This window comes from Pseudomonas sp. NY15435, assembly GCF_048068295.1.
GTDB lineage: Bacteria > Pseudomonadota > Gammaproteobacteria > Pseudomonadales > Pseudomonadaceae > Pseudomonas.
On the sequence record NZ_JBLUQA010000006.1, the window covers coordinates 13,359 to 36,019 of the forward strand.

Annotated in this window: 15 protein-coding genes, 1 tRNA gene and 1 pseudogene; 6 read left to right on the forward strand and 11 right to left on the reverse strand. The window is 61.0% G+C overall.

Annotated elements, in window-relative coordinates:
- Positions 1-227 precede the first annotated feature (227 nt).
- Complete coding sequence (locus ACNFH5_RS15550; RefSeq protein WP_416747373.1) at positions 228-524, forward strand: plasmid mobilization protein; 297 nt, start codon at positions 228-230, stop codon at positions 522-524.
- Complete coding sequence (locus tag ACNFH5_RS15555) at positions 521-1,903, forward strand: relaxase/mobilization nuclease domain-containing protein (RefSeq protein WP_416747375.1); 1,383 nt, start codon at positions 521-523, stop codon at positions 1,901-1,903. The genes ACNFH5_RS15550 and ACNFH5_RS15555 overlap by 4 nt, the downstream gene beginning before the upstream one ends.
- Positions 1,904-2,022: 119 nt before the next feature.
- Here the strand turns inward: ACNFH5_RS15555 and ACNFH5_RS15560 are convergent, their stop codons facing one another.
- A complete protein-coding gene (locus tag ACNFH5_RS15560; protein WP_416747377.1) occupies positions 2,023-3,279 on the reverse strand; it encodes a tyrosine-type recombinase/integrase in 1,257 nt (418 codons plus the stop codon).
- Positions 3,280-3,618: 339 nt separating this feature from the next.
- Between ACNFH5_RS15560 and ACNFH5_RS15565 the strand changes: the two genes are divergently transcribed.
- A complete protein-coding gene (locus ACNFH5_RS15565) occupies positions 3,619-3,747 on the forward strand; it encodes a hypothetical protein (RefSeq protein ID WP_416747379.1) in 129 nt (42 codons plus the stop codon).
- A 111-nt stretch (positions 3,748-3,858) separates the two neighbouring features.
- Here ACNFH5_RS15565 and ACNFH5_RS15570 read toward each other — a convergent pair.
- Both ACNFH5_RS15570 and ACNFH5_RS15575 read right to left on the reverse strand, forming a co-directional pair.
- Positions 3,859-3,999 (reverse strand): annotated as a pseudogene (locus tag ACNFH5_RS15570) (IS30 family transposase); the annotation flags it as partial.
- Between the two features lie 122 nt (positions 4,000-4,121).
- Positions 4,122-4,286: a hypothetical protein gene (locus ACNFH5_RS15575; RefSeq protein WP_416747380.1), complete on the reverse strand. Its 165-nt coding sequence runs from the start codon at positions 4,284-4,286 to the stop codon at positions 4,122-4,124.
- A 509-nt stretch (positions 4,287-4,795) separates the two neighbouring features.
- On the opposite strand from ACNFH5_RS15575, the gene ACNFH5_RS15580 reads away from it, so the two are divergent.
- Entirely contained in the window at positions 4,796-10,252 is a 5,457-nt protein-coding gene (locus tag ACNFH5_RS15580) for an autotransporter domain-containing protein (RefSeq protein WP_416747381.1), read from the forward strand.
- Between the two features lie 503 nt (positions 10,253-10,755).
- Here ACNFH5_RS15580 and ACNFH5_RS15585 read toward each other — a convergent pair.
- The 4 genes from ACNFH5_RS15585 to ACNFH5_RS15600 form a co-directional block, all read right to left on the reverse strand.
- A complete protein-coding gene (locus ACNFH5_RS15585; RefSeq protein ID WP_416747383.1) occupies positions 10,756-11,118 on the reverse strand; it encodes a histone-like nucleoid-structuring protein, MvaT/MvaU family in 363 nt (120 codons plus the stop codon).
- A gap of 166 nt (positions 11,119-11,284) precedes the next feature.
- The gene (locus ACNFH5_RS15590; RefSeq protein ID WP_416747385.1) at positions 11,285-13,696 is read right to left on the reverse strand and encodes a tyrosine-type recombinase/integrase; all 2,412 of its coding nucleotides are present in this window, start codon (positions 13,694-13,696) and stop codon (positions 11,285-11,287) included.
- A 101-nt stretch (positions 13,697-13,797) separates the two neighbouring features.
- Positions 13,798-13,871, reverse strand: a tRNA-Gly gene (locus ACNFH5_RS15595).
- Positions 13,872-14,022: 151 nt separating this feature from the next.
- Positions 14,023-14,916 (reverse strand): alpha/beta fold hydrolase, encoded by an 894-nt coding sequence (locus ACNFH5_RS15600; protein WP_416747387.1) that lies wholly within the window; start codon positions 14,914-14,916, stop codon positions 14,023-14,025.
- Positions 14,917-15,415: 499 nt separating this feature from the next.
- Here ACNFH5_RS15600 and ACNFH5_RS15605 point away from each other — a divergent pair, with 499 nt between their 5' ends.
- On the forward strand, positions 15,416-16,249 hold the full coding sequence (locus tag ACNFH5_RS15605) for a substrate-binding periplasmic protein (protein WP_416747389.1): 834 nt from the start codon (positions 15,416-15,418) through the stop codon (positions 16,247-16,249).
- A 3-nt stretch (positions 16,250-16,252) separates the two neighbouring features.
- Positions 16,253-19,126: an HD domain-containing phosphohydrolase gene (locus tag ACNFH5_RS15610; RefSeq protein ID WP_416747391.1), complete on the forward strand. Its 2,874-nt coding sequence runs from the start codon at positions 16,253-16,255 to the stop codon at positions 19,124-19,126.
- A 143-nt stretch (positions 19,127-19,269) separates the two neighbouring features.
- On the opposite strand, the gene ACNFH5_RS15615 is transcribed toward ACNFH5_RS15610, so the two are convergent.
- The 4 genes from ACNFH5_RS15615 to ACNFH5_RS15630 all read right to left on the reverse strand — a co-directional run bounded on the left by ACNFH5_RS15615 (position 19,270) and on the right by ACNFH5_RS15630 (position 22,573).
- The gene (locus ACNFH5_RS15615) at positions 19,270-20,016 is read right to left on the reverse strand and encodes a murein L,D-transpeptidase catalytic domain family protein (RefSeq protein ID WP_416747393.1); all 747 of its coding nucleotides are present in this window, start codon (positions 20,014-20,016) and stop codon (positions 19,270-19,272) included.
- A 374-nt stretch (positions 20,017-20,390) separates the two neighbouring features.
- Positions 20,391-21,443, reverse strand: coding sequence for a L,D-transpeptidase (locus ACNFH5_RS15620; protein ID WP_416747395.1), 1,053 nt, complete (start codon positions 21,441-21,443; stop codon positions 20,391-20,393).
- A gap of 207 nt (positions 21,444-21,650) precedes the next feature.
- A complete protein-coding gene (locus tag ACNFH5_RS15625; protein WP_416747397.1) occupies positions 21,651-22,346 on the reverse strand; it encodes a pseudouridine synthase in 696 nt (231 codons plus the stop codon).
- Positions 22,346-22,573, reverse strand: coding sequence for a cysteine-rich CWC family protein (locus ACNFH5_RS15630; protein ID WP_416747399.1), 228 nt, complete (start codon positions 22,571-22,573; stop codon positions 22,346-22,348). The genes ACNFH5_RS15625 and ACNFH5_RS15630 overlap by 1 nt, the downstream gene beginning before the upstream one ends.
- Positions 22,574-22,661 lie beyond the last annotated feature (88 nt).

The window sequence follows — 22,661 nt, forward strand, 5'->3', positions numbered from 1 at the left end:
TCTGCGTTGGCCCTGCTGATAAATTGTAGTAAAAGTAAAGATCTTGCCAACTCCAGGGGCTGTTGATTCGCTCCTGCCTCTTTGTTAACAATAAAAGGCCGGCGAGCAAAGGTTCTGTCAGGACAAACCGCACCCACTAACGTGTGTACATTTGTCCTGGCAAAACGCTCGACGGCCAATCACTGCGTTCTCAGCCGTATAACAAGAATAATAAAAAAGGCAAATATATGAGAAATCTCAGAATTGACGTGCGTGTTTCGGAAGAGGAAAAAAGAGAGCTCATTCGCCTGGCTGCCGAACAGGGGATGAGCCTTTCCGACTATCTGCGTAGCGTTTTGCTGGGCAAAGAAATTATCGTTAGAAGAGAAAGTCACGCTCCTGCGAGTCTTGTCCAAGAGTTATCTAGGATCGGCAACAACCTGAATCAGCTGACTAGGCACGCCAACCGCGGGGACTCAATTACGTCCGCTGACCTCGCTCGGATTTGGCACTCCTTAGAGGTTCTGTGGGCGGCATTCCAATGATCGTCGAAACCTCAAAAGTGGCTGACGCCAGCTCTGCACAGAAGCTTGTAAATTATTTGCTCTCCGATAAAAGGAAGCCACCCTCTGATGGTGAGCGCGTGTTACTGGCTGCGGCCACCTATGCGCTCCCTCCAAATTCAAGTAGCTCCGCAATAGCTTATGCCAAAACATTTAGTGATCTGGCTCGAAAGTGGACAGCGCAGCATAGGGCAAATAAAAAGGAGCCAAAATCGATTGCGCAGAGCGTAACCGTTAGTTTTTACCCTGGCTGCAAAGCTTTTCCTAGGGATCCAGTTGACCCATCACGAGCTATCGAAATTGCGAGGGAGTTGGTTGGCGATGTTGCCCCAGGTGAACGACTCGCGCTCTATGTGGTTCATGGTGACACCCTGCATCTACACGTCCATGTGTTGTTCTCCACCGTTTGCGGAAACGGGAAAATATGGAACCCGCGTCATGACTATCGTCTGTGGGAGAGCGCAGCCGAGAAACTAGAAATTAAGTACAAACTTTACCGTACACCCAATCGGATATCTCGTGGCGAAGTGGTGGCCGACATCGCACTTGATCATAGTTCTATTCAAATGGAAAAGCGGACTGGTGATCAAAGCGAAAAAAGAAAGGTGAAATTTCATCTCGGCAGGATACTGGGGCGGGGCAATATTGAGTTTCGAGAATTCATTCAGATATGCCGAAAGATAGGTTTGTCGATAATTCTAACGCGCTCACAAAGTGGGCGAGTTTCCGGTATCTCATTCCAAATGTCGAAGGGGCCTATTTTTAAAGGTAGTCAACTCAATCGAGACTGGTCATGGAGCAAATTGAGCAGAAGATTGAGTTTTGACGAAACCCGGCATCGAGACATCGTCGATGAATTGGAGCGACTAAAGCCGGTAGAGTCAAAATTGGAATTAAAACAGTCCAATATGAAAACATCTAGGGACGCTGAAAGCAAAATTCATAAGCTAGGACCTCCTGACAAGAATTGGTCAAATGCTCTTAGACGGTTTAAATATGAAAGCTCTAGCGACGGTACTAGGGACTACTATTGGCGAAATCAAAAGCGCTGCACAAAGCCAGCTTTTTCAGATCGCGGAGACAGGATCGTTACAAACAGTCGGCAGAATCAGACCATATATTTAGCCATGGCCGAGCTTGCCAGGAATAAGGGCTGGAGCAGCGTAGAAATTCGTGCCTCAGACAGGAAGGCATTGACCAAGTTATGGTTGGCGTGCGCGCTGACCGGGCTTGCTGTTACAAACTTCACGCCAACCAGCGATGAAATTATGGGGCTATTAGCTGAGGCGTATAGAGTCGAAAAAAGTGAAATCGGCCATAAGCCTAGTTCAACGCGAAGCAATGATAAATTTGAAGGCTAAGAGAGATTGGGTGATATCGCCTAGGATGGCGATGGTACTTTAGAGAGGGAATTCTGAGAAAGGCATTGAGCGTGGTGGGAGATACTAAGGATCGCGCATCCTGCGCGTGCGGTGTTAGGTCAGCGAGAGCGATTAGTGCCCCTGGTTTTTCGCTTGCCTACCCTTCTGCGAAATTCACGATAGTTGCACCAGCGCACATGAGTTAGTGCCAGTCCGTAGTTCAGATGAAGTTCGAGAACTTCTTTTCTCGCGGCCAACAGCGTCTTACCCGCATAGTGGGGGCGGGTGACCTCCAAACCTGTAGGGTCTGCATGCCCCAGTAAATCCGCAATGATCTCAGCCGAAACGCCTCGTTGCCGCAACTGCTCAGCAAACGTGCGGCGAAGGCTGCGTGCTCCCCATCCCCCCTCGCTGGTCGCGATCCCACAACTGCGATCCAGGTAACCAGCTACGCGGTCATACCCCATCAGGAATCGACTGGCCTGACGAGAGAAGAGATGCATCTCATTAAACGATAATTCCGGAAACAACTGGCTTGTCTCTTTCCCTTCGCATTCGCTCCGCCTTTCCTCCAGAAACTCTAGAAATCCCATATCGATCAGCAACTGTGAAACCGGGATTTTTCGGCGAGAATGTGGATTTTTGATACTCTGATGTTTGCCATCATCGTTTACATGGATGATCCACATCGCCTCCTCAGGCTGAACATCTTTGAGTTGTAGTTGGCAAATCTCGTTTAGCCTAAGCCCGCAGAACGCTCCGAGGGGGACGATCCAAAACTTAAACGACTGCGGATCCCATGACGGTTTCCGACCTTCGTCGCCATTCACCTGATAGATGTAGCCGTCAAACAGCTTCTGCAGATCTGAAAGACTAAATGGAGGCGTCACATCCAGCGTCGGGCGCTCGTAGGAAGATTCGATCACCAAGTCCTCTGAAACGTATCCCTCCTTCTTAGCTGCTCGCACTAATCTGTTAAACAAGGAGTAATAGCGATCAAGTGTAGAGCCTTGCCCGTCAGAGTAACGCTCCAGATGCTGATGCAGTTTAGTCCGCAGCATCGTAACATCGGCGCCACTCAGTGAGCTAACACTTCTATTGGGATCTGTCGCTGTCAGTAACTCTGTCAGGTTGTAAACTCTGCTACGCAATTGAGCTGCATGTTTGGGGCTGGGTGAGTTTTCTCGTATATGGCACTCAATTAAACCACTTGCAAACTCTCTCAGGAGCGGAGCCGACTGCATCCGTTGGAACTGCCGAATAGGCGCCTCTAGGATCTTAATCAGATCAAAAACATAAGAAGTACCCGCTTCCGTGCGGCAGCAAACATCCACGCCAGGCATCACGCTGAGGCGCAGTTCTGGGGTTTCACTCATAGGCGTCTCCGTCAATGATTGATTCCCGGAAATCGTATTTAGAAAGCTCCTCTTCGACAAGAGCCTATTTTCGCGGAGAGCTCTTCTAAGAGTTATTGACAAGCTGTCAAACTTTGCAAAATTCCAGGTCCCAGGCGGGCGTAGAAACTATTAAGAGAGCGGTTTTTTTCGGCCAGATAGCCTAAAAATATTTCTCTTGCCGCAACCACTTTGATCAGGTGTGGAATCGTTGGTACCACTCCTGCTCCAGCGTTGACTGGGAGAGTAAAGCCCACTTCAGGTCTGATCGGTGATCGAAGACCGCGAGCTTTACGTAACACAGCAACGATGGAGGCTCGCGTGTGGTCGTGCATTGACGATGAGTCGCTGCAGGATTTCCAGGCGCAGGCGCAGGCGCAGGCGCAGGCGCAGGCGCAGGCGCAGGCGCAACTCGACTTGGCAGTTAAGTGCGTAATTGCACTGACTTGACCACCCGATCGCATTCCTCCTCGCCAAGAGTTTGCATTCGTGCTGACCACCGCTTGCATGCGGCTTAACCAGTCACACCCTAGTTACGACCGGCGGCAATCAACTGTGGATTCAACCGATCGACGCAACAGCCTGATTAAAACACTCGGCGGGAGTCGAGTACCCCAGGGTCTTTCTGGGTCGTTCGTTCAATCGCCGAGCGACCTTATCCTGCGCGTCCTGCGAGTACAGCGAGAGATCAGTTCCCTTCGGAACGTCCTTTGCGAGCCAGGGTAAGCAACTGCCCCCGAGTTGACCACCGGACGGTAGAAACCGGTGTCGAGGTTTTTCTCGATAGGCCAATCTGATCTTTCTGAGCCGCTAATAAGGCCTGCTCACTCCCCCTGGCATTGCCGCGCAGCGGTGGTTTTGCCCGGCAACGTCCGCGAGGCGTTGAATCTTGGCCGGCCCGCATCGCCGGGAGTGATGAAGTTCGTGAGCAGTTGCGTGCACAGCGCCAGGAAAAAACCGCTACGCAGTACATGGAGGAGATGTTCCATCAGTCGATCCTGAGCATCGATGGCGTGGTGCTCAACAAGACACTCAAGGCTCACCTTTCAACTGCGCTCTCAGCGGAGGATTCTGATTCTTCCGCCGTTATCTCACCCCCCAAAATCCTGACACTCCCTTGAAAAGAGATGAACAGCCCTGTTCATTTGGTGGCCATTTGAAGTAAAAAGGCCACCATCAAAAAAACAATTCGCCAAGCTCAGCCTTTCTACTGCTGCAGGATTTTCCAGTTCGTTAAGCGCTGTGTGGTTCTGTGCTTCAGGGATGAATTGCGAGCGACAAATGGAGCAGTGTTGTGGGCAGTCGAGCATCTTCCGTATTCCGCGTACGTCGTCACCCCCTGGCCCTCGCTGTAGCACTTAGCGCAGCAGGTTTGATCAGCGCCGCATCCAGCCCCGATGCGCTTGCGGTCTGCTCCACCGCAGGCAGTATTCTTACCTGCAGTGGAGCAACGATTGGTAATCAGTCAGCGGCAAACTCCAACCTGACCCTCAACGTAGTGAGCGGCGCGACCATCACGCCAATAATACAGGGCACCCCGGTGGTCAGCCTCACCGGCACCGGGGTCACTGTCAACAACAGCGGGCGGATCGATCCGGCCTTGCTCGCTGGAATGTCCGCACAGACCACCGGCCTGAAAATTTCCAATGCCGCCGGCAGCACGGTGACTGTAAGGAACCTGTCCAGCGGTGTGCTAAAGGGAAGCACGACTGGACTCCCTGCAGGCCTCATGGGCAGCCTGGATGGTAATGCAGTCATCATCGAAAACGGCGCTGGCGGCTCCTCTACCCTGCAGAACTCCGGGCTGATCGGCGCCACGGCGCTGAGCAACAGCAATGTCCCGGAAGAGGATATCCCGGTAGTCGCCATGCGTGGCGGCGCCAGGAACACTGTGACCAACACCGGCACCATCACTGGCCGGGTGGCGCTGCAGGCCGTGCCCGTGGGAGGCACCGGCAACACCTTCACCAACAGCGGCACCATCAACGGCAGCGTCAACCTGGGGGCCGGCGGCCTGTCCAACAGCTTCTACGCCAGTACCGGGTCATCGGTGAACAAGGGCAACGGCGTCGCCCTCGACCTGCCGAGCATCATCAGCCTGGGCCTCACCTATGCCGCCACCGGGTTCGTCAACGGCGGTACCCTCAATAACGGCAACACCCTGTACCTGCAACTGAACCCCGACAACAGCCAGTCCAATACCGGCAGCATCAACGGCAGCAACTACGTCAACTTCAACAACCTGGTGGTCACTGGCGGTACCTGGTCGTTGACCAACCAGTTGTTCAGCGCCAGTGCCATCGGTCCGAGCGTATTGCTCAGCGGCGGCCTGCTCAATGTCGATAGTGCCGCGCTGACCGGCGCCGGCATTACCGCCAACGGCGGTGCCCTGGGGGCTGCGACCGCCGGAGCGACGGTGGCCAGCGACATTACCCTCGGCACCAACGGTCTGACGGTCACCACCGGTACCAATGCCCTGTCGCTCGACGGCATGCTCACCGGAAGTGGTGCCCTGACCAAGACCGGTACCGGCAACCTGACCCTTGGTGGCGCCAACAACTTCACCGGCGGCACCACCCTTGCAGGCGGCACCATTACCCTCGGCAATATCGCTGGGCTTGGCCCCCAGGGGCTCAACGTCACCGGTGCCAGCACCCTGGCGACCACGGGCGCGATGACGGTGAACAATGCCATCAACCTCAACGGCGCCAACCTTACGGTGGACAACGTCGGCGCCGTGACCCTCAGCGGACTGATCAATGGCACCGGCTCCCTGACCAAGTCCACCTCCGGCGGCGACCTGACCCTGATCAACGCCAACAGCTTCGCCAGCGGCCTGTTCAGCAACGGCGGCAACCTGATCCTCAACGGCGCCAACTCGATCGCCGGTGGCCTGTTCGTCAACGCTGGCAACGTCACAGTGAATGCCGTGAACGATGTCAGCGGCGGCGCGTTCATCAATGGCGGCAAGCTGACCCTGGGCAATCTCGGCGACATCGGTGCAGCCACCATCACTGCCGGCGTCGGTGGCACGGGGGCTCTGGATACCAGCAGCGCACGGACCCTGACCAACCTGGTCCAGCTCAATGGCAACCTGACCCTGACCGGCACCAGCAACCTGACCCTGTCGGGGAAAGTCTCCGGTACCGGCGGGCTGAACAAGGCCGGCGCCAATACCCTCACCCTGAGCGGCGCCAACGACTTCACCGGCAACTCTACCCTTGGCGGCGGCTACCTCGTGCTGCAGAACAACACCGCCCTGGGCAGCGGCCAACTGAGCCTGACGGCCAACTCCGGCATGGATGTCAGTGGGCTCAACATCGGTAACGCGATCAACCTGTCCACTCGCAACCTGACCCTGAACAACGACACCGCCACCACCCTTTCCGGTGCGCTCAGCGGCACCGGTACGCTGACCAAGACAGGGGCGGGCGACCTGACCCTGAGTGGTAACAGCGCTGGCCTGGCCAACACCTTCCAGCTGACCAGTGGCAAGCTGATCCTCGACAGCAACACGGCCCTGGGCAGCAGTTTCCTGCGGGCTTCCGCCAACACCTCCCTGGACACCACTGCCGCACGGACGATCGGCAACAGCGTCCAGGTGACCGGTAACCTGACCATCGACGGTAGTCACGACCTGACGATGAACGGCAGCATTCTCGGGAGTGGCGGGCTGACCAAGAACGGTTCGGCGACCCTTGCGCTCAATGGCAGCAACAACTTCAGCGGCGGCGTGCAGCTCAATGCTGGCACCCTGCGGGTCGATGGCAGCCTGGGCAATGGCGGTGTCGCCGTGCAGAGCGGCGCGACGCTGGCCGGCGGAGGCAACGTGGGGGGGGCGGTCACGATCGGCAATGGTGGCCATCTGAGCCTCGCCAGCGGTGGCGTCCTGGGCCTGGGCTCGCTGGTACTCAACAGCGGATCCTATGTCGACGCAGCGCTGGGCGCTCCTGTGCCGGGTGCTACGGGCCTGGCAAATGTCGCCGGTAACCTGACCCTGGACGGCCAGCTCAATATCTCCGACGCGGGAGGCTTCGGTGCCGGCGTGTACCGCCTGTTCGATTACGGTGGAGCGCTGACCGACAACGGCCTGACGTTTGGCACGCTCGGAAGTGGGGTTCCGCTCAGCGAACTGGCACTGCAAACCAGCGTCCATGGCCAGGTCAACCTGGTGGTGGGCGGCGATTCGAATGTCCGCTTCTGGGATGGCAGCCAGCTGACGGGTAACGGCATCATCGAAGGCGGCACTGGTACCTGGAACAGCGCCAATGCCAACTGGACCACCGCCAATGCAGACCTCAACGGGGCCTGGAACAACACCTTCGCGGTATTCCAGGGTGCCAGTGGCGTGGTCACCGTTGATGGCACCCAGAGCGTGACAGGCCTGCAGTTTGTGAGCGATGGCTACACCCTTGCTGGCGGTAACTCGGGCATGCTGCAGTTGGTCAACGGTACCAATGGTACTGCTGCCGTGCGCGTCGACAACGGCAAGGTTGCTTCGTTGGATGTCAGCCTCATTGGCGCTGGTACCCTGGCCAAACTGGACGCCGGTACTCTGCTGCTCAATGGCAACAACAGCTACACCGGCGGCACCGCCCTGAATGGCGGCACGTTGGTGCTGGGCAATGCCGGCGCCCTGGGCAGCGGCGGCCTGACCGCCGCCAACGGCACCACGCTGGACAACAGCGCGGCGTTGGCGCTGAACAATGCAGTAACCCTCAATGGCGAACTGACCCTGGCCGGCAGCCACGACCTGACCCTGAACGGCAACGTGGGCGGGAATGGCTCGCTGGCCAAGAACGGCAGCAGCGCACTGGCACTCAACGGCGCCAACACCTATAGCGGCGGCACCCTGCTCAATGGCGGCACGCTGGTGCTGGGCAACGCCGGAGCACTGGGTAGTGGCAGCCTGACCGCCGCCAACGGCACCACGCTGGACAGCAGCACGGCACTCACACTGAACAATGCCGTCACCCTGGCTGGCGAACTGACTCTCGCCGGCAGCAATGACCTAAGCCTGGCCGGCGTCATCAGCGGCGCCGGTTCGTTGACCAAACAGGGCACCAGCAACCTGACCCTGAGCGGCGACAATACCTTCAGTGGCGCGCTCAACATTCTCGACGGCAGCCTGACCCTGAGCGGCGACAATGCCCTGGGCAATGCCAGCCTGAACGTCAGCGATGCCGCTGCCGTCGGTGTCAGCGGTATCACCGTGCTGGGTGCCTTGAGTGGCGAGGGCGATCTCTCCCTTGCCGCGGGCAGCGAACTCCAAGTGGGCAGCAACAACGCCGACAGCGTCTACGGCGGCAACCTCAACGGCGCCGGCAGCCTGAGCAAGACCGGCAGCGGCAAGCTGGTGCTCAACGGCCAGTCCAGCATCACCGGTGGCACCCGAGTCAACGCCGGCAGCCTGATCATCGGCGGCGCCAGTGGCAGCACGGCGAGCCTGGCCAGCGATGTGCAGGTCGCCAACGGCGCCATGCTGGGCGGCCATGGCACCCTCATCGGCCGCCTCGACGTCGCCAGCGGCGCGACACTCAATCCGGGCAACTCCATCGGCATGCTGCACGTCGACGGCGACGTCAACCTGGCGGCAGGCTCCACCTTGCAGATCGAAGCCAACCCTGACGGCAGCTCGGACAAGCTGATCTCGACCGGCACTGTCACCGTCGCTGGCGCCAACCTCCAGGTACTCGCCGGAGCAGGAGACTGGGCGCCCAGCACCACCTACGGCATCATCCAGGCCGCCGCGCTCAATGGCACCTTCGCCACGGTCAGCAGCAACCTGGCGTTCCTCACCCCGGAACTGGCCTACAGCGCGAGTGGCGTAGAACTGACCCTGGAGCGCAACAACGTCAGCTTCATCTCGGCGGGTCGTACCTACAATCAGCGCACGATCGCTGCCAACATCGAATCGCTGGGCACCGGCACGTTGTACAACGCCATCAGCGTACTCTCCGCCGAGCAAGCTCAGACTGCCTACGACAGCCTCTCCGGCGAACTGCATGCCAGCACCCAGGGCGCGCTGTTCGACGACAGCCGCTACGTGCGCGACGCCATTGGCCAGCGCCTGCGCGCGGCCCAGGGGCAAGCCTCCACCGACGCCATCCTGCACACCGATGCCGACAGCGGCATGACGTTCTGGCTGCAAGGCTACGGCGGCTGGGGCGACACCAGCGGCAACAGCAACACCGCGAGCCTGGATCACGACAGCCGCGGCACCCTGCTGGGCATCGACCTGCCGGTGGGTGACAACTGGCGCATGGGCATGGCGGTCGGTTACGGCAGCAGCAACCTGGACGTAGATGCCCGCAATTCTTCAGCCGACATCGACAGCACCTCGCTGACCCTGTTCGCCGCCGGTCAATGGGACGCCATCAACCTGCGCCTGGGCGCGTCGCAGGTTTGGAATGACATCGAGAGCAGCCGCCACGTCCAGGCCGGCAGCCTCGCCGAGCACGACAAGGCCAGCTACGACGCCAACACCACGCAGGTCTTCGGCGAACTGGGCTACGCCATCGCCGCCGGCGACTTCACCCTGGAGCCCTTCGGCGGCCTGGCGCACGTCAAGGTCGACAGCGACAGCTTCAAGGAACACGGCGGCAGCAGCGCACTGCACGGCGACAGCGAGAAGGACGAAGTGACCTACGGCACCCTCGGCCTGCACGCCGCGACGGCGCTGACCACCCTGGGCTCGGTGCCGCTCGCGCTGCAAGGCACACTCGGCTGGCAACACGCGTTCGACGACCTCGACCCCAAGCGCCAGCTGTCATTTGCCGGTGGCGATTCCTTCACCGTCAAAGGCACACCGCTGGCGCAGGACACCGCCCTGGCGCAACTGGGCGTGACCGCGCAGGTCGCCAACGGCACCACCGTGGGCCTGGGTTACTCCGGGCAGTTCGGCGACGGCTACAAGGAAAACGGCATTCGATTGGGGCTGAATGTGAGCTTCTGAGTGAGCCGGCTCTGACTTGTACTCTTTGAGTTCTTGGACGCTCTCGTCTTGGTAGGAGAAGCGAATGCTCATATAGCCGCTCTTGGTAACCTCTTGCGGTGCGGCGCAGTTGAGTTCGACTTTGAAATCTGGACTCTAAGTGCCCGCTTCTGGCCGTTCTCTGCCGGTCGCCTCTTCGGCGTGTACAGGCCAGGTCGGATGCAAACGGTGGTCAGTACGAATGCAATTGACTGGTCTGCGGCAATGTAATTGGGTGACCAAATGCGATGCAATTACGCAGTTAAAGGCCTGATCAGAGATAGCGCGCGGTGGTGCGGAGTTTGAGCTTACGAGACGGGCGACATCTCGGAGGTTGACGACATGTGTATCGGGAGGGGGAGAGCCGCGAAGGTAGGTAGTAGTGATTGGTGAGGATAGTCACGGAAGAGATAAATGCCTTACGCCTGGCCCGCGGAGAGAAGGGAAGAGCCCTACTTGGCCAGGCGTTCGAGCGAGGGCGTCACTTACTCTTGCAGCCACGACTCGACAGTGTCGCTACCGTGTTCGGCCTTCCAGGATTTCAGGGTCTTTTGATTGCCGCCCTTGGTCTCAACGACCTCGCCGGTATGCGGGTTTTTGTAGACTTTCACAGTCCGCTGACGGCGGCCAGGGCGTGCAGCGCGGGTGGCGACGGTGCGCGCCGAATCAGGATCCAGGATTGCCACGATATCGCGCAGCGATTTAGCGTGCTCTGCCATCAGTTTCTTGAGCTTCTCCTCGAACTCGATTTCCCGCTGGAGAGCGGAATTCTTTTGCAGGGATTCTAGATGGGCCAGTTGTTCCGCGAGGGCTTTCTCGGCCGCACGGAATTCTGCAAGTTTGGACATTGACGTAACCTCGGGAAGAAAATTATCTGGATCAATGTATCGGAAGTGGAGTGATACTTCCATAAACTCCATTGAGTGATTGGCCCAGTATTACGGGGCATCCAGCTGAGCGTGACCAATTTCTTCTATTACAAAAAGAAGAGGCCCCTTTAGGGGCCTCGCTGCTTTAGCTCGCGGCGATGTTGAGCGGAATGAATCGCCGCCAGTTACGTTTTTGTACCTTGGTCATGCCGCGTCGCGACATAGTGGCAGAATGTCCCTTGGAGGGTTCTTGTTGCTCCTGCAGCTTCAGGTAATTGCGGTAGTGAATATGCTCGAGGGAAAGACCGTGATCCATACGATCCAACTCGTCCTTGAGTACCTCCAGCGGATAGCCACGTCCGTACTGTCCGGTCACGGAGCGATCGGTATGTCCGACCAAAGCCTTGGCAATCGCCATGTCCAATTTCTGCGCGCGGAATTGGGCAATGAATGTGTGGCGCAGTCCATGGAAGGTTCGGCCTTGCCCCTCTAATCCACAGGCCTCAATGTAGCCGCCAAAGTTGGTGTCATTCCCTAGGAACCATCGGCTGGCGCTGGCGCCTGGCAATTTATTGCGAACAGGGGTGAGTCCGTCAAACAGCATCGCATGGCGATCCGCGCCGACCTCACGGCTGCGCATTTCCACAAACTCCAGGAAACCTGCCTCCAGGACGCGGTGATGAATGGGGACGTCGCGCTCACTGCTGGTGTTTTTCAAGCGTTTTCCGAGTTGCTCGGTGTTCAGCGAGAGGTACCAGATCCCCGCGTCCTGACGTACGTCGCCGACGCGCAGTTGGCAGAGTTCATTGAGACGGGCGCCTTGATAGGCCCCCAACAAGGGCAGCCAGAACTTGAAGGCGTGCAATTGCCAGCGCGGCAGACTGTTCAGGGTATACACCGGCCCGGTGAGGAGTAGCCGCAGTTGCTCTCGGCTGTAACTCCGATTGCTGCGTCCAGCCTGTGGTGCCTTGTAATGCACCAACTGCGCAGGACTTTGCTCCAGCAGCCCCTGGTCGACGGCGTAGTCGAGGGTTGACTTGAACAGCGCAAAATAGCGTTTGAGCGTGCGCGGGTGGATGGGGGTATAGCCACCCTCCGCGATGATTTCGCCGAGCGGTTTCTGCCGCAGGCCCGGTGTCTTGTTCCGCGATTTCGGATACAGCCGCAGGGCGTCGCGTACCCGTACGGCTTCCTGGCGGGTGATCTGTTCGATGGCAACACCAGGGCCAACGATTTCGACCAGCGCATCGAGACGGGCCAGGTTCTGGATACGGGTATCGGCATTCGTCCAAGTCTGGCTGATCTCATGATGTTTTTTAAAGCGCTCGACCAGCGTGACGTAGCGAATCCCGCCGGGCGATGGTGCGGTAAACACGCCGGCGTCCCTCAACGCGCGATTGAGGGCCACGGCTTGTGTCTCGGGCAGTAGGCCGGAAAGGGCCTGGAGCACCGACTGCGTCTGTGCGGGCAGGACGGCCTGAGGCGAACTGGGCGCTGGCAGCGCTGGCAGCTCTGGCAGGCTGTCCGGCTTTGGCAGTCCCGCCAGGTACTTCTCCAACAGGTCGTGAATTTGCTGGAGGAGTTGTAACAACGATGCGGTGTCGATTTCCTCCTGCCTGAGGAAGGCTGCCAGGAGGCTGAGCAAATCCGGTGCTGCCACGGCAAACAGCAGGTTGGCCAGAACCCAGTCGGTGGTCTGGAGCAGTAGTTGGAGCGCGCCTCCCTCGGGCACATGCGGTGCGCCGAGCTTCTGGACATCGACATACAGCACATAGACGCCCGTTTCCAACTGGCGAATCTGCATCAGCTCTGCGTGCGGCGGCGCGAGGTATTGGAGGCTGGGCAGGGATTCCAGCGCGCTCAAGCTGATCGGCAGACGCTGTTCTAACAGTGACACTTCCCGCGGCTTGGCCGCGAAACGGATGAATTGCTCCCACGCCAGGGTGCGGGTGAGCAGCGGATGCAGCACATGCAGATAGCCGTCACGCTTCCAGCCTCTCAGACGCTCCAGAGCCTCCAGCAGGAACGCGGCTTTCCAGCGTGCTGCAGCGAAATCGTGAGTGCCAAGGGGAATGTCATAGCGAGCGAAGGGGAGCATCTCCAGGTGCTTCGCGTAGCCGTTGTCGCGCAGGACGAAGCTGTACTCGCCGTGGGCATCGGTGAAGAGGACGGTGGATACCGCCTCCTGGTCGGCGAGGCGTTCGTAACCGAGCTCCAGCGGCTCTTTCGCCAACGCGTTGGGAGTGATCAGGCTACCCAGCGGCACGCGCATGTCCTGCATCACGCGCTGATGCTGCAGGTACATCTGGCCCAGCGACTGCAGCAGGTAGTCCGCGCCGAGGCGACGCTCGGTGATCAGGTGCAGCAGATCGTCGAACGCCTCGTTGAGTTGGCGTGCGATATCGCGGGCGATTTCATGGTGCTGGCCGAGCGGCCAACGGATCTGTTTGGGCAGGCGTTCGTCCGTGAGCAGGGCCTTGGGCAGGCTACGAACGTACTGGAAACCGCGATCGCGGGTGAAGAGCACATGAGGGGTGTGGGGGGGACGCTGTGACATGGGACAGTCCTCGAAATGGTTGATTTCGTGACTGACCTAATTTGCGTTCCCACCATTTCTGTCCTGAAAGCCGCGTGCTAGAGCGGTTTCAGGGTGTGATATGGAGCGGGCGAAGGGAATCGAACCCTCGTCATGAGCTTGGGAAGCTCAGGTAATGCCATTATACGACGCCCGCTTGGGGGTGCCTTTTTACCAGAAGGGCGGGGCTTAGTGAAGCCTCGATAGGTCAGGTGGGGTCGCTGGAGCGCATTCGTGTTTACGTGGGGCGATGAAAAACCGGGGGCGGAAGGTCTGGGGCCGGCCCCCGGCGGTGTGCGCTGGCTGCATCAGCCCACCATGGCGGCGATGGGTACGCCCTGGCTGCTGGGCAGGTAGGGGTTGGCCAGTACCGGGTGGCGCTGCGGCTGGAGGAAGGTCAGGAGGGCGTCCTGGGTGTCCTGCCAGGCCTTCTTGTGCTCCACGTCGATGAAGTGGCCAGCGTTGCGGATGGTGCGGAACTCGCAGTCGCGGATCAGTTGCTGGAACAGCTTCGCCTCGGCCGGGGTGGTGTAGATGTCCAGCTCACCGTTCATGAACAGCAGCGGGATGTCGATGGCGGCGAACTTCTCCATGTAGCTCTCCGCGCTGAGCTTGAGCACCTGGCAGATGTGGAAGTGCATCTGCTGGTATTCGTGCTCGTCGAGGCCGCTGACATGGCGGAAGTTGTAGCGCTTGAACAGATGCGGCAGGTACTTGCCGATGGTGTCGTTCACCAGGTTGCCGACGTTGGTGCGGTCGCACGCGGACAGGTAGTCCAGGCCGCGGTGCAGGTAGTCGAGCATCGAGGCATTGAGCAGCGGCGAGAAGGAGTTGATCACGGCCTTCTGGATACGCGCCGGGCGTTCCGCCAGGGCCAGGAGGGTGGCGACGCCGCCCCAGGAGAAGGACATCACCACGTCGGCGCGGTAGTGTTCGATCAGGCCGAGCAGCAACTGCGCCTCGTACTCCTTGGTGATGAACTCGCGGCAGTCGTTGTGAGCCTTGGACCGGCCTGCGTAGGGCTGGTCGTAGCACACCACGTTGAAATGCGGTTGCAGGTATTTCACCGTTTGCGCGAAGGAGGCGGTGGTTGCCAGCGAGCCGTTGACCAGGATGATGGTCTGGCGCGCTTCCCTGTTGGCGTGAAACTCCGTGTATACCCGGTGTTGCTGAATCTCGACGACGGCGGTTTCCGGCCTCATGTCGTATTCCTCCAGACGCAGGTCATGGTGCGCATCCACCATCGGATGCGAAGAAAGTACCCAGGCAGAGGAAAGCGTCTTGACGTGACAGCTTCATGTCACTCGACGAAAGTTAATAATTTCTTTATTTTCAATGGTTTAAGGCATCAAAAGACGACGCTCCGAAACCCGTGGGGGCGCGGACGGAGGCTTCTGATCAGGCGGGGAAGGTGCGGCTTGGGGAACAGCTGCCGCGGAAATCATTGTTGGTTGCGCTGCGTGACTCATTGGTCACGCTTGAGCCAGAGTTAAGCAGGGTGGTCTGGCACCTGCAACAGCCACCGAGCGCTTGAGTCACATCGTTTGGCCAAAATCCGACGAAATGACATTTCTCCGCGCGATTGTCCGGCGCTTTGGTGAAGCCGGATTACACTCTTGTGATAGCTGTAACGCCCCCTGCCGAAGACGAGCGACTGTGCCGTGCTCCCCCTGAGGCCGATACCGCGTGCGGAGCGGGTCCATGGCATTTCACCGAACGTTCGTCCCACTGCTGGTCCTGGCCCCGGCCGCATGGCTGTGTGCGGAAGCCATGGCCGAGGACCGCTACGGCTGCGAGCAACCGCTCACCGTCGCCTTCACCCGCAACGTGGTGTTCTTCCATGACGACGTCGGCATCGACCCGGACCTGATTGCCGAACTGGCCAAGCGCACCGGCTGCCAGTTCGAGGTGTCCGTCCGCCCTCGCGATGAAGTCTGGCGCATGCTGGAAAGCGGCGACCTGCAGATGGGCACCAGCGGCGTGGCCACACCGCAGCGGCGTGCCTATACCTACCTGCTTCCCTACCTGTACATGCGCAACAAGCTGATCGTGCGTGACGACCTGGGCGAGATGAACAGCCTGGACGCTTTCCACGATATGCCCGGAGCCCGCCTGGGTGTGATCGCCGGCTACCGCCATGGCGCTTATATCGATGGCATGTTGCGCATCCTTCGCGCCGAGGGGCGGGTGTTGGAGTACAAGGACGATGCGACCCGCTTCACCGCGTTGCTCAACGGCGGCGTCGAGGGCGTGATCGGCCACGAGATGAACCTCGAAGGGGCGGTGAGCGATCGTCGTCAACGCGACCGCTTTCATGTGGTAGATGTGATGCCCGGGCCGGCGACACCCCACAACCTGATGCTCTCGCGCAAGCGCTTCACCCCAGCGCAAAGCGCTGAATGGATGCGCCTGCTGGAAACGTTGTGGCTGGACGGAACCCTGGCCCGGATCATGCGTAAGAATGCACCGCCGCAGGTGGCGGAAGGACTGCTCGACAGCGGATATCGTTACAGCTCCACGGACAGAGGCTGGTAAAGGATGAAGGCATTCGAACGGGGTATTCCGCTGCAACTGCTGGTGGCTGGCGCCATTATCGCCAGCATGCTGGTGCTGGCGGGTGCTTTGCTGATCCAGGGATACCGCGGCGTGGAAGGTGCGCTGGTGACGGCGGCCGGGGAATCGGCCAGCCAGCTGGGCGCGACCATCAACGAGCGTATCCGCCGCCTGATCGATCCGGCGGAAAGCGCGCTGCGCCTGCTGACCCACGACCCGATCTCGCAGACCGACAACCTGCCGGCGCGCCTCGATCGCCTGCCGATGCTGGTGGAAAACCTGCGCGCCAATCGCACCCTCAGTGCGGTGTACATCGGCTACCCGAACGGCGAGTTCCTGCTCATACGCGCGCTGCGCGTGCCCGAGGTGCGCCGCGTGCTGCAGGCGCCGGATGCGGCCAAGTACCTGGTGCAGAGCCAGACCCTCAACGGCCAGGGCGGCCTGCTCGGCGAGTGGCGTTTCTACGACAGCGAGCTGCGCCTGCTGCGAGTGCAGGAGCGGCCCGACTACAACTACGACCCCCGCCAGCGGCCCTGGTACAACGAGGCGCGCCTGACCAGCAAGACGGTGCTGACCCAACCCTACGTGTTCTTCACCACCCGCGAGATCGGCCTGACCCTGGCTCACCGCAGCGTCGATGGCGCCGCGGTGATCGGCATGGACGCCTCGGTCAACGACCTGGGCGGCGAGATGGGCGACCTGCGCCAGACCGCCAATACCGAACTGGCGGTGGTGGACGGAAAGGGCACGGTGATCGCCTATCCCGACCTGTCCAAGCTGATGGTCCATGAAGGCAAGGAGCTGCGTCTGGCTACCCTCGCCGAGTTGCAGGTGCCGAGCCTGAGCGAGCTCAACACGGAATCGGTGCCTTCCGGCACACCCCAGGCGTACCGGGTAAAGGGTGAGGAGTGGTACGGCATCTGGGTGCCGCTGTCGAACTTCACCAGCAACGAAGTGAAAGTGCTGATCGCGATCCCCGCGGTGGAGTTGTTGGCGGGCGCACGGCAACTGCTGTTCAACCAAGCCATGTGGAGCGGCACGCTGTTGCTCGTCCTGCTGCTGATCGGCTGGTACATAGGCCGGCGAATCGCCCGCCCGCTGACCGCGCTGGCCGATCAGGTCGGCGCGCTGGCTGCCTTCGACTTCGCCCGGCCGGTGGGCGTGGAGTCGAAGATCGCCGAGGTTCGCGACCTGAGCAGCGTGATGGGCAGCATGTCGCGCACCATCCACAACTTCCAGGCGATTACCCTGACCCTGAGCCGCGAGACGCGCCTGGAAAGCATGCTCGAAGGCGTGCTCTCGCGCCTGGTGGAAGCCACCGGCGTGATGGGCGGCGCGGTGTACCTGCTGGACGACGACGAGTGCCGGCTGCGCCTGGCGTGCACGGTGAACGGCGAGCAGTACCCGCAATCCATGCTGATCGAAGGCTTCACCGAGACCCAACTGGCCGAGCGCGTGGATCTGGCGCTGGCGAACCGCGGGCAGTACCTGGAGGTTTCCCTGCGCAACCGCTCGGACGAGCTGCTGGGCATCCTGGTCCTGCAACTGGCCGAGGAGGGCGCCCACAGCCGTCAGCCGCGCAAACCCTTCAAGCGTTTTGTCGAGGAGCTTTCCGGCGCCGCCGCCGTGGCCATCGAAACCCGCCAGTTGATCGAAGCCCAGCAGCGCCTTCTGGACGCCATCATCAAGCTGCTGGCGGATGCCATCGACGCCAAGAGCCCTTACACCGGCGGCCACTGCGAGCGCGTGCCGCAACTGGCCGACCTGTTGCTGCAGAAGGTCATCGATTCGCGTGACGGCGAGTACGCCGGCTTCAGCATGAGCGATGCCGAGCGCTACGAATTCCAGATCGCCGCCTGGCTGCACGACTGCGGCAAGATCACCAGCCCCGAGTACGTGGTGGACAAGGCCACCAAGCTGGAGACGCTGTACAACCGCCTGCACGAGGTACGCACGCGCTTCGAGGTGATCTGGCGCGACATCGAGCTGGATTATTGGCGCGGTATCGCCGAGGGGAGTGACATCGGCCTGCTCGCCGCCCGCCGGGATGCGCTGCACGAATCGCTGCGCGATGACTACGCCTTCGTCGCCCAGGCCAACGTCGGCGGCGAGTTCATGAAGGACGAGGACATCGAGCGCCTCAAGCAGATCGGCGAGCGCCGCTGGCTGCGCCATTTCGACGACCGCCTGGGCATCTCCCACGACGAGGCCGAACGCCTGCAGGGCCGGCCGGAGCGGCCGCTGCCGGCGGAGGAATTCCTCCTCGCCGACAAACCCGAACATCGCGTGCCCTGGGGCGAGCGCAAGCCACCGGTGGTGAAGGACGACCCGCGCAACATCTGGGGTTTCGACATGCGCCTGCCGCCCTACGCGAGCCACTACGGCGAGCTGTACAACCTGGGTATCCGCCGCGGCACGCTGAACGACGAGGAGCGCTTCAAGATCAATGAGCACATCGTCCAGACCCTGATGATGCTCACCACCTTGCCGCTGCCGCGAAACCTGCGCCGCGTGCCGACCATCGCCGCCAACCACCACGAGAAGATGGACGGCACCGGCTACCCGCGCAAGCTCTCCCGCGAGCAGATGAGCATTCCGGAGCGGGTGATGGCAATCGCCGACATCTTCGAGGCCCTGACCGCCGCCGACCGCCCTTACAAGGCACCGAAGACGCTCTCCGAATCGCTGAAGATCCTCGCCTTCATGGCGCGCGACCAGCACATTGACGCCGACCTGTTCCGCCTGTTCATCAGCCAGGGCGTCTACCGCGAATACGGCGAGCGCTTCCTCCACCCCGAGCAGATGGATGCCGTGGACGTGCGGGCGTTGCTGGCGATCCTGGATGGGGTGAAGGCGTAGCTGGCGGCTTCAAGTATGAGCGAGCTTGCTCGCGAAACACCTCTTCGCCGATGTTGGTTGGCGAGCAAGCTCGCCCCTGCAACACTCGCAAACGCAAACCGCCGGCATCAGCCGGCGGTTTGCGTTTCAGGTGCGGGAGTCGATCAGCGCTTGGCGAGGTTGGTGGCGTAGCGGTTGATCTGTGGGTTCTTCGCCACGGTGCAGCTTTGCCCGGCAAGGAACTGCGAGGTCTTCAGGTACTGCTGCTGCGGGTAGTAGGCGAACACGTAGCTGCCGTTCTTCACCGTGTCGATCAGCTTCTGCGCCACCTGCGGGCGCACCGCTGGGCAGCCTAGGCTGCGGCCCAGGCGGCCGAGGCCGGGGACGACCTTGGGGTCGGCGTAGGCGGCGGCGTGCATGACGATGGCGCGCTCTTCGCTGTTGTCATTGAAGCCCGGCTCCAGGCCCAGCAGGCGCAGGGAACGGCCGTGCTTGCCGCTGTAGGTCTGGCCGGTCTGGTAGAGGCCGATGGAGGACTGGAAGCTCTCCGGGCGGTTGGAGAAGGAGGTGGCCATGTCGTCGCCACTCTTCTTGCCATGGGCGACCCATTCTTCGAAGAGCAGCTTGCGCTGCTTCAGGTCGAAGACCCAGAGGCGCTTGTCGCGGGACGGCTTGGAGTAGTCGATCACCGTCAGCAATTGGTTCTGGCCACCCAACTGGGTGCTGGCGCACTGCAGGGCGCTGAGTGCCAGGCGCAGGGTTTCGGTATTGGTCGCCGGCGCGAGGCGGTGCAGTTCCTCGGCCGTGGGCAGGCGGGCAGCGGACGCGGTCTGCCAGCTACCGATCGCGAAGAGCGCGGCACTGGCGAGCGAAATCCGGAAGAACCCCCGTAACTTCAAAAAAGTCAGCATGAATACAACATTCCCGTTGAATCGATATGGTTTTTTCTGGGAAACGCCGCATTGTGCGCGATTTTTGACCAGTGATGTGGTTGTTTTTTGATCAAGTATGGTTCCGCCCGTCGGTAATTACGAACTTTCCGCTGCGATTTGCCACCGCAAGGCGCCGGTTTACGGGAGGGCAGAGGGAATCGACGCACTCCCGGCAGGCGCCTGGACTCTTTGTGTTTCGAGATTCTTCGGCGGCTGGCAGGGCGGGCTTGAGGCCGTCTGTCCGGAGGTGAGGCTGGGCAGTCCGGCGGGGATGGGCAGTGTGGGGTGCAGTGGAATGATGAGGCGCTGTAGGGGAGGTCCAGGACGGTGCCGCAATGCCCCGGACCATTTCCTCATTCCACCGTCTGGTTCTTGACCGGCTTCTGTTCCGCCTTGCGGTCGTTGGTGGTGATCACGGTGAAGTCCGGGTTGCTGCGCATGTCGCGGGTGGAGGGCAGGTCGGTGATCACCAGGGTGCTGCCGACGTCCATGCTGGCCAGCAGGCTGCGCAGGAATTCGCGGTCGAGGCTGAACTTGCCCAGTTGCTCGGCGGGAGTCAGGCCGCGCTGCGGGTCGCTGACCTGCACGCTGGTCCAGCGCAGGTTCGGGCTCTCGCTCTCGATCTCGGTCTGGGAGGGTTTCTCCATGAGGGAGAAGGCGGCGACGCCGGTCCTTTCTTCCGGATGCTCGAAGGCCACCGGCGCGGTGCCGATCTGCAGGCCGCCGCGGTAGACATAGAGGCGACGGTCGGCGCGGCTGACCAGCACGGAGACCGGGCCCTTTTCTGCGCCCGGATCGCTCCAGAACGGCACCACCATGCCGCTGTCGTCGTGCGGGCCGGCGGGGCGGCCGTCGCTGACGATGGGCGCGAGCAGGCCTGGGTGGTAGACCTCCACGGGCGAGCTCTTGGCGTCGGAGATGATCACCGTGGTGGTACTGAAGCCGGTGACTTCGTAGAGCTTCTTGGCGAAGGCCATGGGCAGGCGGATGCAGCCGTGGGAGGCGGGGTAGCCGGGCAGGTTGCCGGCGTGCAGGGCGATGCCATCCCAGGTCAGGCGCTGCATGTAGGGCATGGGTGCGCTGTTGTAGAGGTCGGAGTGGTACTCGACTTTCTTCTGCAGGATGGAGAACACGCCGGTGGGGGTTTCCTTGCCCTTCTTGCCGGTGCTCACCGTGGCCACGCCGATGGCGATGCCGTTGCGGTACACGTAGGCGCGCTGCTCGGTGAGGCTGACCACCAGGGTGACCGGGCCTGCCGGGGAGATTTCCGGATACCAGAGGAACTGGCCGGGCTTGAGCGTTTTCAGTGCGGCCTGCAGGTCCGAGAGCGGTGAGGGCTTGCTCGGATTGGCGAAGGCGACGCTGGCACTCAGGGCGATCAGCAGGGCAACCGACAGTTTCTTCATTACCTTTCCTTGGAACGCGGGCATGGCAGGGAGCTTAGCCAAGCGGTGACGGCGGCTGCAAACCGCCGGGCTGAACGGTTTGCGTAAGGCTTTTCGGAACGTTGAACGGAGCACGGTATGTAGGAGCGAGCTTGCTCGCGAACTGCCCGGACGCCGTGCTCGCCGGCAAGATTGTTCGCGAGCAAGCTCGCTCCTACACGGTGCAGATCAGCCGAGCTCGGCAATTTCCTTTGGGGTCAGCGCGCGGTATTCACCCGGTTGCAGCGCCGGATCGAGCTGGAGGCTGCCCATGCTCTCGCGGTGCAGGCGGGTGACCTTGTTCTGGAAGTGGCCGAACATCCGCTTGACCTGGTGGTAGCGGCCCTCGTGCAGGGTCAACCGGGCAGCGCGGGTGTCGAGGATTTCCAGTTGGGCGGGCAGGGTGGTGAGGTCTTCGAAGGCGAAGTACAGGCCCTGCTCGAAGGTCGCGACGTAGCGCTCGTCGATCGGGTCTTCGGTCTCCACGTAGTAGACCTTGGGCAGCTTGCGCCCCGGCAGCGTCATGCGCCGCGACCACTGGCCGTCGTTGGTGATCAGCAGCAGGCCGGTGGTGTTGTAGTCCAGGCGGCCGCCGATGTGCAGCTCATGCTTGTCCGGCTCTTCCAGCAGGTCGATTACGGTGCGGTGCTCGGCGTCGCGGGTGGCGCTGACGCAGCCGGCGGGCTTGTGCAGCATGAAGTAGCGCGCCGGCTTGCCGGCCTGCAGCAGGTCTTCGTCCAACTCCACCCGGGAGAACTCACGCACCTCGTGACGACCATCGCGCACCACGTTGCCATCCACGCGCAGGCGGCCTTCGGCGAGCAACTGGCGGGCTTGCTGACGGTTCAGGTGGGGCAGGTTGGCGATGAAGCGATCCAGGCGCATCAGGCGTTCTCGTCGTCCTGGCTCTGCGGCGAAAGCCCGGCGGCGCAGCGGGGGCACAGGCAGGCGCGGTCGACCAGTTCGGTTGGAATGCGCTCCAGGATGTTGCGGTCAATGCGCGTGCCGAAGCACCAGCAGCTCTGGCCCTGCAGCGCCGGGTCGGCCTGGGTGCAACGATTGGACTGGCCGCAGAGCGGGCAGCGGCTGGGATCGGGAATGGAGTCGTTCATGGCCGGTCAGGGCGGCAAGTGGCAGTGAGGCGGGCGCACAGGGTGCAGCGCCGACCCGCATCGCGCAAGCGGATTCGGATCGGCGCGG

Bases quoted from the DNA above. Each gene is read 5' to 3' on its own strand.
- ACNFH5_RS15620 (WP_416747395.1), bottom strand. From the start codon at position 21,443: ATGAAGAAACTGTCGGTTGCCCTGCTGATCGCCCTGAGTGCCAGCGTC.
- ACNFH5_RS15560 (WP_416747377.1), bottom strand. From the start codon at position 3,279: ATGAGTGAAACCCCAGAACTGCGCCTCAGCGTGATGCCTGGCGTGGAT.
- ACNFH5_RS15555 (WP_416747375.1), top strand. From the start codon at position 521: ATGATCGTCGAAACCTCAAAAGTGGCTGACGCCAGCTCTGCACAGAAG.
- ACNFH5_RS15585 (WP_416747383.1), bottom strand. From the start codon at position 11,118: ATGTCCAAACTTGCAGAATTCCGTGCGGCCGAGAAAGCCCTCGCGGAA.
- ACNFH5_RS15610 (WP_416747391.1), top strand. From the start codon at position 16,253: ATGAAGGCATTCGAACGGGGTATTCCGCTGCAACTGCTGGTGGCTGGC.
- ACNFH5_RS15550 (WP_416747373.1), top strand. From the start codon at position 228: ATGAGAAATCTCAGAATTGACGTGCGTGTTTCGGAAGAGGAAAAAAGA.
- ACNFH5_RS15630 (WP_416747399.1), bottom strand. From the start codon at position 22,573: ATGAACGACTCCATTCCCGATCCCAGCCGCTGCCCGCTCTGCGGCCAG.
- ACNFH5_RS15615 (WP_416747393.1), bottom strand. From the start codon at position 20,016: ATGCTGACTTTTTTGAAGTTACGGGGGTTCTTCCGGATTTCGCTCGCC.
- ACNFH5_RS15605 (WP_416747389.1), top strand. From the start codon at position 15,416: ATGGCATTTCACCGAACGTTCGTCCCACTGCTGGTCCTGGCCCCGGCC.
- ACNFH5_RS15600 (WP_416747387.1), bottom strand. From the start codon at position 14,916: ATGAGGCCGGAAACCGCCGTCGTCGAGATTCAGCAACACCGGGTATAC.
- ACNFH5_RS15590 (WP_416747385.1), bottom strand. From the start codon at position 13,696: ATGTCACAGCGTCCCCCCCACACCCCTCATGTGCTCTTCACCCGCGAT.
- ACNFH5_RS15575 (WP_416747380.1), bottom strand. From the start codon at position 4,286: ATGGAACATCTCCTCCATGTACTGCGTAGCGGTTTTTTCCTGGCGCTG.
- ACNFH5_RS15625 (WP_416747397.1), bottom strand. From the start codon at position 22,346: ATGCGCCTGGATCGCTTCATCGCCAACCTGCCCCACCTGAACCGTCAG.